A 15,065-nucleotide genomic window follows, 5' to 3' on the forward strand; every position below is an offset into this window, starting at 1 on the left:
TTCATTTCTCTATTTTTATTTTATAATTTGTATCATCCTTGTAATATGTGGTTTCATCTTTAGAAAGAATATACACCGATAATTCATACTCCCCCTCCTCCAATTCTTTTGTAGGAATAATAACATTCCATCCACTAAACTCAAACTCCTGATTGGTAAAAGCTTTAGCCACATCTGCCCGTGGTAGTCCATAATCACTAGGAAAATATTTCTCCCCAATTCTTATGACCATACCCAAAGCTGATGAGTTGTGCAGATCATCCACAGCCCAACCTCGAATCTCAATGCTTTCTCCTTTGATTTCAACGGCCTCCTCAAAATTATTAGCTCTGTTTATATTATCAATTACATATCTGGTCTTCATAGGAGATTCAATAAGGTCGGCTAATAATTCCTTAGAATGCGCCTCAATAAACCTTACAGTGTATTTGTTTTCCGGAACCCAAAAGCTTTTCTTGTCTTTATTCACCACCTTAAAATCAATATCATAACAGCCCCTATCAAAGTGTATTGGTATTTTTACCGACCAACCTGACATCATCAAACTATTATCTTCATACCTATCAACAACATCTTTTCTTGGATTGACAAACTGTATTGGATATTCTTTATCTGCAATACTCACAAATACATTATTCATAGGGTTTTGACCTGTTTCATTTTTCACCCAACCATTTATCTCCAAAAAGTTTTCTTTGTGATGCGGAAGTATATAATTCCCATTTTGTCCACCAATATTATCTACCACAAACTCTGCTGACTCACCCCCACTAGTCATTTCTAAATTATTAACACTCACTTGATTTGGCATAACATAAATTTCTTCGCTACCCTCCCCAAAAACAAACTTGTTATCAATCAATAGGGCTAGTTCAATATTCTGTATACCCCTTTGTAAAAGATTTGTTTTTATTTCAGCTTTCCAAATCAAACCTAAAGAATCGCATTCTTTCACCTTACATGCTTCAAAGTACTGTTCATTAATTTTAATAAATACCTTCTTGGGTTTATTTGAAAAATCTTTAACAATTGCTCTGCCAGCTATTTGAAGCAAAGGAATGGAATGAACAAATGGTTTTTGAACATGAGCATTACCTATTCCATTTAAAGCATCGACACTCCAAAAAACGCTATCTTTCGAGTTTAAATAATCTGATTTCTCATATATAGGTGAAATATAATCCTCAACTTCTATTTTATGAAAATATCTTTTCACTTGTGCTTTATGATGCTCAATATGATCGATAATATTTAATTTACTTACTTTCCTCCCAAAATCATTCGGTAATTGAGGATGGTACTGATTAAATATCCTAGCAATAACTAAATCACCTACTCCTTGAGTAAAATGTGAAGTTTCAAAGTAATTGAGGTTATTAGTTGTAATGGAGTTCAAGTCACTGAAATCGTAGAAATCAGTAAGCTCCGACAACATCTCCAATCCTCGATAATATCTTTCCAAATCTAGGTTTAGAATTGTAGTGGCATGAACTGGATTGATAAAAAATTGGATGTTAATTTCATGTTCTTTTGCAAGATTCACAATGTTTTCAATTTCCTTTATTGTGATATTTAAACGGCTTGGAAATTTCCTAGCACCCGAAGGTTTTAAAAATCGTGAACTAGAATTATGTGCTAACTTGCCTTTATTGCTAAGGCTTTCGAAAAAACTATTATAAGTAATTCCATTTTCAAATACTAAAGACCTATCTATTAATGGACTGCCCTTGGTATAAAAAAGGTTAATATAGTTCCAGGATGGCAGATAAAAAATATAGGACTGGAAAAATTTGATTTTTTCTATGAAGGTTGAAGGCGGTTTCTTTCTCAATAAATCATTTTCACTAGCTTCAACACCATAGAGTATGCCTTCAAAATCTAGCGATATCAATAAATTCTCAATCTTAACACCATGCGATATTAAATTACATATATCCTGATAATGAGCTTTTGGAATTCCTGCACTATAGGTCATATTGTAATATTTGGAATTATTAATTCTTGCTGGGTTCAAAGCATTAACACGTGATGATCCAAAGATAAAAGAATGATACCTATCAGGACTATTTAATACGTGTTTCATCTTCATGTATCGTTTATTTGGTTCCAATTTCGAATTTCTGTAATTACCAAAAAAGACTCCATAAGGATCAACAATGATATTGAAATATAGAATTGGCGCCGTGACGATAAAAAGAACGAGTACTACTTTAGCCAAACTGATATAAAAAGTTTTAAAATCAGGCATAGGCTAGAATTGAAAGTAAATAAACTGTTGAGAACTAGAAAACTGACCTAGATACACAAGACTTGCTATCGCTAAAAGATAAACTGTCCACCTCATAAAGAATGGAAGGTTTTCAATTTGAAGGAAATATTGTTTTCTTCTTTGAACCCATTCAACTATAATCAACAATATAACAAACACGAATGAGGGTGACAAAACCCAGTTAAAAATAAGCTCTGGTCTAACTCCAATATTCAACACCGATAATTTTAAATAGCTGAAAGCTTCAGATAAACTTGCCGACCTAAAGAACACCATCGAGAAGGTAAACAAAGCAAATGTTATTAAAATTTGCAGGGTCTCTTTTAGGCTTGGAAGTTTTCTATCATATGCCACAATATTAGTGTATTTTCTCTTTTTAGATGATAATAACAAGGGCAAATAATACAATCCATTAAGAAATCCCCAAATCACAAAAGTCCAATTTGCTCCATGCCAAAAACCACTGATGGTAAATGTGATTATTATATTTCTTACTTGCTTAGATTTAGAACAATAGCTCCCACCCAATGGAATAAATACATAATCGCGAAACCAAGTAGAAAGTGAAATATGCCAACGCTGCCAAAACTCATTTATATTTCTGGAGAAAAAGGGATAGGCGAAATTCCTCATCAAATCGAAGCCAAAAAGTCTTGCTGTACCTATTGCAATATCTGTATATCCAGAAAAATCACCATAAATTTGAAATACGAATAAAATAGCTCCAAATATCAAAACAAGCCCAGGTGTTGCAGCTAAATCTCCACCAAAAATTAAGTCAACTTGGATGGCTAAGGTATCGGCAATCACCACCTTCTTAATTAATCCTGCTAATATTTGTCTAAGGCCATCTTTGGCTTTTACAACATTAAAAACTCTCGCATTCTGAAATTGAGGTAAAAGTTTTGAAGCCCGTTCTATAGGTCCCGCTACCAATTGTGGAAAAAAGCTGACAAAAGCAAAAAATGAAATTATCTGTGTAGTGGGTTCTATATTCTTTCTATATATATCTATGGTATAACTCAGAGTTTGAAAAGTATAGAAGCTAATTCCAACAGGTAAAATAATATTCAAACTCGATTCATGTAGATGAATTCCCACGTATCTAAACGCCTCAATAAGTGATTCTGAAAAGAAATTATAGTATTTAAAAAAGCCCAGAAAACCCAAGTTGATGGCTAAACTAAGCCATAGTAATAGTTTCCTACCTAGCTTCCCTTTTTGTTTTGCTAAAAAATATCCTATGGTATAGTCTGAAATTGAGCTGATAAAAATCAATGATAAAAAACGCCAATCCCACCAACCATAAAACACATAGCTTGCCACAACTAGTAAAAGGTTTTGTACTTTGAGGTTTTTATTGAAAACAAACCAATACAGCACAAAAACAATAGGCAAAAACAAGGCAAAGGTGAGTGAATTAAATATCATAATTTAGTTTTTTGCACTCTTTATAGATATTAATTCCCGCTTCAATTTCTTAATTTCATCAGATTGTAGTTTTAGTTTTTCCATCAACAAAGGAATTACTAGTTCTAAATTTAAACCTGAATATGGTTCCCAAGCATCTGTTTCCGAGGGTAAAGAATCGTTAAACAATGTGTTGCTATTATCTAAAAACAATTCTGCAATTCTATTATTCGACTGGGTATATTTATTGATTATAGCAATGCTTTCTAAAGGAGATAGAAAACCCTTAGTACTTGTATTATTTTTTCGCTGTTTTTCGTTTATTATATCATGCATGAGATCGAGGTAGCTATGATCGTGCTGATCTTTAACCAATTCCTTACTAAGTCTCAATAACTCTATGGTATCTCTATCGAAGCCAATATTGAAATTCTCATTGGAAAACGGAGGATTCTGAAATTCCGTATCCCTCTTAACACCTAAAACACCTAGAAAATGCTCAACAACATCTTCTCCAATTGTTGATTTTTCATAGGGAAAAACCTGAAATTCAGAAGGTTCAAATTTATCTAGCCACATATTCAAATTATCTAACCAGTCTAGGTTAAGGGTTTCATAATAATCTTGAATATTATTGCACTCAGGAAGCTTATGACCCCATTGCTTCCAGGCAGATTCTAAATATTTATCTTGTCGTCTTAGGTATAATATAATGCTCAGATCAAAACCCAATTTCTCGATTATATCTTTCATTAAACCAGACCACCAGTGCCAAAAGAAACCCTCGTTACTTATCACAATCTTTTTTATCCTATTTTTCTGACAATACCTTTTTATGTCGCTAAAAAGCTCAATGCACTCTTTATCAGCATGCTTAACAAAGGTATTCATAAAATAGGGTGCATGATTATGCTGATTTCCATTTGAATAGTCATTAGAGTTAAGATTTGGATACAAAATGGAATGCTTATTAAATAAGTGTTTTCTATTGGTGTTTAAAAAACTTTGAATGGCACTACTCCCTGTTTTAGGTTGTCCAATATGTAAGTAAATCTTTATCCTCTTTTTAAACATGATCAATTTGTTTGATGATTGATTGTTTTTAAAAAACTAATTATTGTCTGGTTATTATATCCTGTTTTGTAAAATCATCTTGCTATCATATAGCTCTGCAAATTCCTTGTCATTTAAATCTGGCCATATATTTCTAAGATCACAAGTTACACTATTAATCATTAAATCTATAACCTTTGGCGAAAGTTTGTTTTCCTGAACCACCTTTAAATGGATTTTATAATAATCGGGAAGTGTATTTTTCGCTAAAATCTTATTTGTAACTACAACTGATGTGGAATGAACACGATGATAGTTGAGGTGAGCAGGATGATAATATATTTCCCCTGTTTTTAATATGGATAGGTATGAATACCAGTCTCCACCATTTTTAAACTCAGCTGCTTTTTCAAAATCAACAGATTTAATAGCTTGTGCTTCAAAAATAACTGCACTAACATTTGGAATGGTATTTCTAATGGCAAGAGCAGATTCTATTTCATTTTTACCCTCCTCATAATATTCTTTTTGCCACCTCTCTTTGGGAAACCCAAGGTTACTGTAATGACCAATATTGATATAATGTTCCTTTTCCACTTCGCCAATTTGATCAACTTGATGAGAAGCACTATAAGCCATCCGTACATTAGGATTGCTAAAAGCTACCAATAGACTCTCAATAAATTCGGGGGTTGCCACATCATCTCCTTCGGCAATCCATATATATTTCCCTTGTGCTTGTTCCACACCTTTTCCCCATTGCTTAAAAGGGGAACCAGTATTTACTTCATTAGTAATAATTCGAATACTGGAATTCGTTTCATACTTTCTAATTAATGATAAACTATTGTCAGTGGAACAATCATCAAGTATAATTATCTCAAAATCCTTAAATGTTTGATTTAAAATACTCTCAATCCTTTCTACCACAAAATCACCATGATTAAAAACAGGAACCACAACACTCACCAATGGTTGTGTTTTCATTTCCTTATGGCAAGCCTTCAATATTTGAGGAACAGCAATATCAGTAGTATATGATGAGAACACCTTCTCTCGGGCTTTGGCACCAAGTTTTTGCTTTAGCTTTTCATCAGAAATCAATTTAGAAATAACATCAGCAGCTTTCTCCACATCAAGAAAAGGAACGGAAAAACCAGCATCATCGCCAACTAAGGTAGGAATGCCACCAGCTTTTTCAAAACAAACTATTGGCAAGCCACACTCAGCTGCCTCTAAACACACTAATGGAAACGGATCCTCTCTAGAAGGTAAGAAAAATAAATCTCCAGCGGCAAAATATTCAGATGGATTATTTCGTGATGGAATAATGTTAATCAGCTTTTCTAACTTATACTTCTTGATATACTCTTCCCACTCGGTCCAGTCTCCCCAGTCTGCATGCTCAATATGCCAATAATTATCACCAATCCAATTAAACTCAAAATTCTCAACCCCTCTCTTTTTTAATTCATGAGCTACTTTAATAAAAACATCGGTGCCTTTCCTCCAGTTAATAGTTCCACAAGCCCAAATAATGGTTTTATGTTCTGGCAAAGCAAGCATTTCCCTTCGGTCCAACTTGTTTGGTTCTACTATATAATGAGGCTTAATAAATTCATGTATGCATAAAATATCCGTAGGTTTTATATTATGATTTTCTTGAAGGTTTATTTCTACAGGTTCTGAACAAGCAATATGTAAATTAGTTTTGTTTTTCCAGACTTCACGTGTTTTGTCGAGTGTGTACTTTTGTATTGATTTTTCGAGCTCGTGTATATGAGTGATAAATGGAGCATTAAAAGCTGAAAGGAAAGAATATATCTGAGTAGAAACTATGGTGTTTCCATATATTAAATCAACCGTTCCTACCTTATTCTCGAGCTGATGTATGGCCTCCTCTCCATATTCGTTTTCTAATTGATCCCACATATAAAGGTCAGCTACACTTTCAATAGCAAACTTTAACTTTCCACCATCATCTCCAAGTTTTAAGGCCACAACACTCATTTTAATACTGGTATTATGATACAACCAATTTAAAATATTCAATAAAATCTGTTGAGCTCCAGCTTGAAACAAATCGTGAGTTATGAATAAAATGCTTGGGCCTGTGGGAAGTTTTTTACGATGTTCAGATTGGTCAATTCTCATTTTATCGCTAAAATAAGATTTCTGAATACTGAATGAACTATCTTTCACAAACTGTGGCCAAAGTCTTTCTAAATAATGTGCCAAGGTGTAGTCCAACTGATTTTTCTCCTCTTCAAAATCTTCCATCTGAATATTTAACTGGAGTAGTTCCTTAAAGGATTGGGGGCGAAACCAAAACATTGATCCTGTTGGAAATTCAAAATTGAAATCACTTCTAGTTGATCGAATTTTAGGTAATTTACTGTGGGATTGGTAAAACTTCGCAGATGCATCATCATTAATCCAATCATTATCTTTATAAACAACTGATAGATAAGGGTATTCAATTGGCCAAACGACACCAAGTTTTTTATCACTTTTAAATGAATGTAAAATTTTCTTAATGGGAGCTTTTCCGCCAATCAATTGCTCTAGAAGGTATTTTCGCCACCCCTCTAAATGTAAGTTGTGTGGACTTTTCTTAGAGTGTATTTTACATACCAAATCATAGTTTTGTAAATGACTTTTATAATAACTCACAAAAGGAAATATATCTCGCCCTTTATTGGAGAATGATTTAACTAATACCTGGCTTCCTTTAAATTTTGAACTAAACAATACATTCACTTTTTCAATATAATTTGCTCTTGTACTAATAAAAATATCAAAAGAAATGGGTATATTTTTAAGATACTCTATTATTTCATCGGCCAAATCAAAATAGTATAAATGACATACTATTGCAACTTTCTGTTCTGTCCAAGAATCATCATCTATTTCTACATTGTTAATATCTGCAAGGCTCAAACTATGATTTTCATCTACCTTTATCGCTTTGGGTAAGCGATTCTCATTAATACCATATTTCAAATAATGTAATAATGGATTTATTCCGAAACTTACTACATCAGGATTTGTTTCTAAATAAAACTGATTATCAAAGTCTTTGCTTGGGTTTCTTTTTTCCTTATATCCCCAATATAAATAGTGTTCATGTGGCTCAATGCCTGCTTCTTTTACATCTTTATTCTTATGAATATAATATTCGGCATTGAATAAATCACTTTCTTTTATAAGCTTCAGTGTATCATTATCAGACATCTCTGTGATTACATTTGGAGTATCTGTTTGTCGTTCTAATATTCTTTGGTATTCTGTGTTGGTCGGCTCATTTCCCTCAACATCAATATTCACACATTTTCGAGTTTCTTTTTTGCCAAACAATAAATAATGATACAAGGGATTTATTCCAGCCTCCTTAACATCAGGATTTTGCTCTAAATAGAGTTTACTATTAAATATTTCAGAGGGATTTCTTCCCTCTATGCCTCCATGAAAAAGAAAATGTTTGATTGGGGAAACTCCAGACACCTCCACATCCTCATTATTTGAAAGATAATAATTTGCATCGAAAAGCTCAGTGTTTTTGAGCAGTTTATCAAAACGATATTTAAGAATAATATTTGTTATAGCCTCAAATATTGGCAACCTAAATACCTTTGTTATTCTCCACGATATAGAGTTTTTAATCATTTTGGCATTTATTTCTAAGTTTAATTTTTCACTGTGAAGGTTTTGAACCTGACTCTCTTTATCTTGAATTACTCGCTCCAACTCAACTACACTTTCCTCTGTACTGTTTATTATGGCACGATTATCCTGATTCTTACTTTCTAATATTTCTATTTGCTTTAAATATTTATTGATTGAGAGGTTCAACTTTTCATTTTTCTTCTTAAACCTGATATTATCATCCTTAAGCAGTTGCGAACCATAGTTCAAGAATTCAAAGTACATTTCTGGAGATATCTTGTTTTTCCATTTATTCTTTAGAGAAATATCCATCTCATGAATTTTTTTCGCATTACTCCTTACTCCAGATGAATTGGTATCAATATATTTTCCTGTAAGTTTATTCATATGAATAATAGAACCCAACATTGATACTTGTATTATAAAATCCCAATCCTCATATAATTCAAAATCCTCATCAAACTCACATTCTTTGAGAACAGAATTGCTAAACATTATTGCGTTTAATGGAATATAATTCCCCCATAAAAGCTTTATAAAATCGAAGTCATCATTGTAAACATTTAAGACATCATGATTAGCATCTACTCTTTCTATATTAGAATATGCAGCAACAGAATTGCTTCCTTGTAAAACATTAATTAAAGCCCCACAATGAAAGCTATACAACAGATCATCTTCATCAAGGAAACAGAAATAGGTGCCGTTTACATGTTTTAAACCAACATTTGCAGCTTGTGGCCTCGATAATGGTCTGTTCTCAGAAATTACTCTCAATGGAAAATTCCCACAAGAATCCCCTAAAACAATTGAATTCTTCCCCAATGCATCTATCACTAGAACTTCAATATTTGAATAGCTTTGTTCACTTATAGACTTTAAGGCTTGAGCTAAATCTCTCCTGTTCATTGTTCGAACAACAATAGAAATCAATGGATTATTATCATTTGGTAGATTTGAATCAATATTAATTGGACCCTTTTTTTGGTTTGTTTTTTGCCAAACTTCACTTCCAGAAAACAAATCTGTTGATGGCAAATAAAAATAAGCTTCGGCATATTTTATATTTTTCCCCAAAGTATAAGTTCTATAGGCATGAAGTGCATTTATATGATATTTATAATCCTGAGCTTCAAGTTGACTTTTGAAACAGTCCATGGCTTGGTTTAATTGAGCATAAAAACCTGATATATCGAGAAGTCTATTGGCTTTCTGCATTTGCCCAATTTCATAAAAATACAACTCTATTTGATGAGAACACCTTTTTACTGATTCAACAAGAACCTGAAAAACAGAAATATGGTCAGGGTGTATTTCTGAAGAAGAAGGGAGATATATTATAGCTGGATGATGAGTTTCTAGTAATTGTAAAATATGTAAAATACTACTTTCATTAAAAAGGAATCCTCTATCTGGATAATCTAGAAAGATAGGCTCTCCATATCCTAAAACACACGCTGCATTTATAGATTCTTGCTGCCTAATGGATTTATACAGACTTGACTTCTGACTCTCAATCACCGGTGAAGCACCATCGGTAATAATAATCACTTCTACCTGATCTCCTTGGGCCAAATGTTTTAGAATAGCACCTCCACAGCCGAATACTTCATCATCGGGATGTGGAGCAAATACCAGAACATTTCCTTTTTGCCAATCATTAGTTGTTTTATAAGGAATAAAGTCTTGCTCTTCCATTTATTCAATAATTTTACAATGGTTTAATTCACTAAAGAAAACGTATACCGCACAATTCTTCGAGAAGTTCTTGATCCTTATGATACCTTTTAATTAGAGTATTATAAGTATCTTCTTGAATTTCGGGAATTTCAAATTTATTAAACCCCATTATTTGCTGAGAAATACTCTTGGAATATTTTTGGGTTTTGTACATTGCTTTCTGAAGATTCACATATTTAATTGCATAGCCCTGATTAATGATTTTTCCACTTTGGCTTGGTATAATATCGACTTTTAAGAAATTAAAAATTTTATTCATTACTCCTTGAAAGTCCATTTGTAATTCATTCATTGTTATAATATGAAATTGGCTTTTCTCAAAAAGACTAAAATATCTATTTAATTGTTCACCAAATAAGCCTGATCGAAAATAAAAATAATTATAAGGATATTGTTTGTTTTCTTTCCGAAACTTTACGGAATGATATCTTTCCTCTTCTAGGTGAATTGCTTTTTCGAAAGTCTTAGTTTCCTCCAAACCAACCCTTCTCATAAAATGAAATAAGGAATGTGCCCTTTCAACTGGGTTCCTCAAAATCAACAGGAATTTAGCTTTAGGGAAAAGGGCATGTATAATCCTAGGAGATTCTGGATCGGTAAAATAGGCATGCGAAGCTTCTCCAATTATAGTTTCTTTTTCAACTTGATCAAACAGTTTGAAATATTCAACAGTATTTTTTATCAATTGAAAATCCTCGCAAAAAAAAGTTGGTTCTTTTTCTTTGCTTAAAAATATTTGTGGATGTTGCATCAAATAATAATACAAAGTAGATGTTCCTGATTTTGCAGCCCCAAGTATAAAAAAGTTTGGCTTGTTTAGTTTGGTTTGTTTCTCCATCTTTTCAAGTTAACACAATACTAATTATTTCATTTTAAGATTTCCTCCAATACACTCCTGTCCAGTCTATCTTTACAACTGGATCAGTAATATTCATTTTGCTTCGATAATCTAGAACCGCTTTTTTACATGCTTTTACCGCTCCCCAATCGTCAATAATAACAAAACCACCAATCGATAATTTGGGATATAAATTTACAAGAGCATCCATGGTAGACTCATACATATCTCCATCTAACCTTAATATAGAAAGTTTATTAATTGGTGCAAAAACTAAGGATTCACTAAACCATCCTTCAATAAACCCCACTTGTTTATCAAGAAGTCTATAATTTTCAAAGTTCTTTTTCACTTGTTCTTTAGATACAATTAACTCTTTAAAACCATGATGTATATCATTAATATCTTCTTTATATTTACCTGATGGCTTTGGTAAACCAGCAAATGAATCAGCAACCCATACTTTCCTATTTTTAATGTCTGCTTCTTTTAATAAAGCCCTCATAAATATAGTTGCTCCTCCTCTCCAAACACCAGTTTCAATAAAGTCACCAGGAATATCATCCTCTATTATTTTTTCGAAACAGTATTCAATATTCTCAAGCCGCTTTAATCCTATCATTGTTTCAGCATAAAGAGGCCAATCCCCTCCTTGTAAGCGATGTTCTTTAGATGCTATTTTTTCCCTGCAAATCACATATCCTTTTTTTTCTAAATACCTGGCTATATACCTAATAAAAAAAGGTTGTTTTGCCTTGTGTTCATAGCTCCAATCCAAGGGTTCATAAACAGTTTTATCCATCCTGTTCATCCCTGTCAGTACATCTTTCAACAAGTTTATATATAATTTTCCCATTTCCTTTTGAAGTCTATCATGTTTAAAAAAGATCCCCATCTGCCATTGTAAAAAACATGTTTTTTGATGCATGGTCTAATGGAATTTCTTTATGGAAAGTTCTACCAACAATAGTTAGACCTAATGGCTCCTTTTTGGCAATAAAACCGATTTGTATGAGTTTTTGGGTTACTCCATGATTTGGAGGTAACCAAGATTGAATTTGTGTTACTCCTCTCTTCTTTAATTCTTTAGTTATTTCAGAAACTAAACAGGCAATATCATCAACTCTAGGTTTAACCAAAATATCTACCAATGTTGCAATTTTATTATTGATCTGAATGATACCATAGGCCTTCGGTTGATGCAAAATATTTCTTGATACAAAAACAAGATATTTTTTGGTTGGATGATCAAAATACCTCCATTTGATAAAATCAGCATTTCGGCTAATAGAAAAAGGATAGTAACAATTTAGTGAATTCCAAATACGATTGAATATAGTTGTATCAAATGAATGGACTAATCTAGTTTTTTTAAAATACCCACTTCTATTTTTTACTTGTTCTATATCGGCAGAAACAAATTGAACACCTTGAGAAATCTCATTGTATTGTAAAAACAATTTCCCCAACCGATAAGCCCTAATCCCTGGATAGCCATAATAAAAAACAGACTCTGGAGGAACGGCAAAAACATCAAAAAAATGCTCCGCTGTTTGTATAAATAATCCTTTGCGCCCTTGAGTTGTACTTCTATAGGCAGGGTGAGACATACTATCAGTCATATGCACCATTCGTATAGCTTGTCCTTTATAAAATGATTTATACGGAAGCCCTCCATACATAACAACTGGCTCCTCCTTTTCATTTAAACAAAGCATAATCTGATATCCAAAAGGATTTTTATGATATTTCCATCGCCATACTTTCTGATCCATTTCATGGTTAAAAGCAAGCTCCCAAAGTTCCATTACTTTTTCTTGGTCATCAGAAGTATATGGCCTCAATTTAAACTTTCCCTGATCTGTTTTTAGAATTTTTTCCATCTCCATAAAGCTTTTGTTTTTCCAAATCTATCTTTTACACGTGAAAAATAATAACCATTAGCAAGAAGTTTCCAAACTGAGGAGGATATTTTAAAGCTACCCTCCTCAACCTTAACCTTTATAGCTGGAATCAACACTCGATTAACTCCGATTTCGAAATCTAATTTCTCATTACTTGAATTTTCGAAATAAAAGCTTGGAGGAGCTTCGAATTCACCTAGGTCGTTAATTGATATTGGGAAATCTTCAATGACTAAATTAGAATATTCGAGCTGTTCATAATATTTATTCCAATACAATTGATGAGATTGCATCATTAGTTCTCCTTTTTTACTCGAGGGTGATTGGTTCCAATAATGCACCACCTCTGCATCTGGAACACAAACTATTCTGTAATCATTTTCAGCTGCTAAAACACACAAATCGGTGTCTTCATAATACAGGAAAAACCTTTCATCAAAGATTTTTCCTGTAGGAAATATGCTTTTATCATTTCTCACTAACAAACATGCTCCTGACAGAAATGGCTCATAAAAAGGCTCTTTTTCCATCCAAAATTTTTCAAATCTTATATCCCAATAATAGCATAATAGTTTAGCATCCAATTCTGATTTAGTAGATAAATCGAGTGCTGTTTGCATCCACCAATTTGCTCCAAGTGCTGGTGGTATTTTATATTGTCTTTCTTCATCAAGATAAAACCTAGGCCCTGCTATTATCGCATTTGAACTAATAGCTCCATTCAACAACTTCTTTAAAAAACCAGGCACCGGCATGGTATCTGGGTTGAGTATTAAATACCATTCAGATTCACTCGATTTACTCGCTTGATTTACGGCTTTCCCAAAACCAACATTTTCATTATTAGAAATGAGCTTTGTGTTCCGAAACTTTGACACCATTTCATCTAAACCCTCCTCCATACTATTATCAACAATAATAATCTCCTTCAGTTCCTCTTCACTTTCTAACAATCTTAAAAGAGAAGGAAGAAACTTAGATGTATAATAATTAACTATAATAACACTTATCTTCATCTTTTCTTTGCTTTGATAAGAAACTCATTTGTCATTAATGATTTTTTGTTCCCTAATTTAAGCTCTACTATTTTTTCGATAAACTGTTGGCCTTTTGGTGAGGGTGGAATTTGCTCATAGCTTATATTTTCTATTTCAAAACCAGCCGATTCTATAGCTTCTTTTATTGACTTCTCAGTAAACCATCTAATATGTGTTACACAACTTAATCCCCAAGGTAGATATTCAAACTTCCCATTGAGTTGATCGAAAACTAAAGTCCAATGTCCTGCATTAGGTATACTCAAAATTAAACAACCATCTGTTCGTATAAAATTGGAAATCCTTTTAAGTTGAAACCAAGGATCATTCAGATGTTCCAAAATATCTCCGCATACAATTGCATCATACTTTTTTTCTGTCTTGAAATCTTCAAGGTATCCATTAAACACATCATTATAATATTTAGATGCTACTTTTGCGGAGGTTTCGCAAGGCTCTATTCCATCAATTTTTATGTTGTCACTTTTACTTAATAGAAACTTCCCCATATTTCCATCAAAACAACCAACATCTAAAATATTCTGGGCATCATTTGGTATGTTCTGAACCAAGTCTGTTCTAACCCTATTATAGAATGATTTAAAAGTAAATACAAAGGAATTTAATAATAGTCCAGCATTTGATTTATAGAAAGAAGAATGATTATTTTTTCTCTTTAAAAAAGACTTACTTGAATATAGAATGCATCTATCGTCAAGCTTGTCTACTTTTTGAATTTTCAAGGCTTGACTTTGATATAACTCTTGTAATTCTTCATAGGTAGTTGTGTTTAAGGGAGCAAACAAGGGTGATGAAACTTGATAAGAAAAATCGCTAAAATTAAACATAGGCCCACATTCATCATATCCTTTATCAATGAGAGTTACCATCCTTTTCATCATTTGCCAATTAATAATCAAAAGAGGGTCCTTAATAGTTATTACGTATTGCGATTCTTTAATTTTATGAAAATTATCCTCACTTAAATCTTCTGGCAACCAATAAAACTGAACATTATTTTGTTCTAACGATTTTCTAAGATAAGATTCACAAAATTGATAAGCATAGTTCAACTCAAAATTGTTTATCGCTAAAAACGTTGCCCTAACTATTGCTATCACCATTTATTTCTTTCTACATTCAACAAT

9 protein-coding genes are annotated in these 15,065 nt (G+C 32.6%); all 9 read right to left on the bottom strand.

The annotated features are described in order from the left end of the window. Position 1: 1 nt before the first annotated feature. The 9 genes from HNS40_RS08250 to HNS40_RS08290 are packed head-to-tail and all read right to left on the bottom strand — an operon-like array spanning position 2 to position 15,041. Complete coding sequence (locus HNS40_RS08250) at positions 2 to 2,248, bottom strand: hypothetical protein (RefSeq protein ID WP_172279591.1); 2,247 nt, start codon at positions 2,246 to 2,248, stop codon at positions 2 to 4. A gap of 3 nt (positions 2,249 to 2,251) precedes the next feature. Further along, complete coding sequence (locus tag HNS40_RS08255) at positions 2,252 to 3,700, bottom strand: MBOAT family protein (RefSeq protein WP_172279593.1); 1,449 nt, start codon at positions 3,698 to 3,700, stop codon at positions 2,252 to 2,254. Between the two features lie 3 nt (positions 3,701 to 3,703). Further along, the gene (locus HNS40_RS08260) at positions 3,704 to 4,753 is read right to left on the bottom strand and encodes a hypothetical protein (protein ID WP_172279595.1); all 1,050 of its coding nucleotides are present in this window, start codon (positions 4,751 to 4,753) and stop codon (positions 3,704 to 3,706) included. A 54-nt stretch (positions 4,754 to 4,807) separates the two neighbouring features. Then, on the bottom strand, positions 4,808 to 10,096 hold the full coding sequence (locus HNS40_RS08265) for a rhamnan synthesis F family protein (protein WP_172279597.1): 5,289 nt from the start codon (positions 10,094 to 10,096) through the stop codon (positions 4,808 to 4,810). Between the two features lie 31 nt (positions 10,097 to 10,127). After that, complete coding sequence (locus HNS40_RS08270; protein WP_172279599.1) at positions 10,128 to 10,976, bottom strand: sulfotransferase; 849 nt, start codon at positions 10,974 to 10,976, stop codon at positions 10,128 to 10,130. A 34-nt stretch (positions 10,977 to 11,010) separates the two neighbouring features. After that, entirely contained in the window at positions 11,011 to 11,832 is an 822-nt protein-coding gene (locus HNS40_RS08275; RefSeq protein WP_216663621.1) for a TylF/MycF/NovP-related O-methyltransferase, read from the bottom strand. A gap of 22 nt (positions 11,833 to 11,854) precedes the next feature. Next, a complete protein-coding gene (locus HNS40_RS08280) occupies positions 11,855 to 12,865 on the bottom strand; it encodes a GNAT family N-acetyltransferase (protein WP_172279603.1) in 1,011 nt (336 codons plus the stop codon). After that, on the bottom strand, positions 12,844 to 13,896 hold the full coding sequence (locus HNS40_RS08285) for a glycosyltransferase family 2 protein (RefSeq protein ID WP_172279605.1): 1,053 nt from the start codon (positions 13,894 to 13,896) through the stop codon (positions 12,844 to 12,846). Before HNS40_RS08285 ends, HNS40_RS08280 begins: the two co-directional genes overlap by 22 nt. Next, positions 13,893 to 15,041: a bifunctional 2-polyprenyl-6-hydroxyphenol methylase/3-demethylubiquinol 3-O-methyltransferase UbiG gene (locus tag HNS40_RS08290; RefSeq protein ID WP_172279607.1), complete on the bottom strand. Its 1,149-nt coding sequence runs from the start codon at positions 15,039 to 15,041 to the stop codon at positions 13,893 to 13,895. Before HNS40_RS08290 ends, HNS40_RS08285 begins: the two co-directional genes overlap by 4 nt. Positions 15,042 to 15,065: the final 24 nt, after the last annotated feature.

Source organism: Lentimicrobium sp. S6 (genome assembly GCF_013166635.1).
GTDB lineage: Bacteria > Bacteroidota > Bacteroidia > Bacteroidales > UBA12170 > UBA12170.

Bases quoted from the DNA above. Each gene is read 5' to 3' on its own strand.
- HNS40_RS08265 (WP_172279597.1), bottom strand. From the start codon at position 10,096: ATGGAAGAGCAAGACTTTATTCCTTATAAAACAACTAATGATTGGCAA.
- HNS40_RS08280 (WP_172279603.1), bottom strand. From the start codon at position 12,865: ATGGAGATGGAAAAAATTCTAAAAACAGATCAGGGAAAGTTTAAATTG.
- HNS40_RS08250 (WP_172279591.1), bottom strand. From the start codon at position 2,248: ATGCCTGATTTTAAAACTTTTTATATCAGTTTGGCTAAAGTAGTACTC.
- HNS40_RS08285 (WP_172279605.1), bottom strand. From the start codon at position 13,896: ATGAAGATAAGTGTTATTATAGTTAATTATTATACATCTAAGTTTCTT.
- HNS40_RS08260 (WP_172279595.1), bottom strand. From the start codon at position 4,753: ATGTTTAAAAAGAGGATAAAGATTTACTTACATATTGGACAACCTAAA.
- HNS40_RS08255 (WP_172279593.1), bottom strand. From the start codon at position 3,700: ATGATATTTAATTCACTCACCTTTGCCTTGTTTTTGCCTATTGTTTTT.
- HNS40_RS08275 (WP_216663621.1), bottom strand. From the start codon at position 11,832: ATGGGAAAATTATATATAAACTTGTTGAAAGATGTACTGACAGGGATG.
- HNS40_RS08290 (WP_172279607.1), bottom strand. From the start codon at position 15,041: ATGGTGATAGCAATAGTTAGGGCAACGTTTTTAGCGATAAACAATTTT.
- HNS40_RS08270 (WP_172279599.1), bottom strand. From the start codon at position 10,976: ATGGAGAAACAAACCAAACTAAACAAGCCAAACTTTTTTATACTTGGG.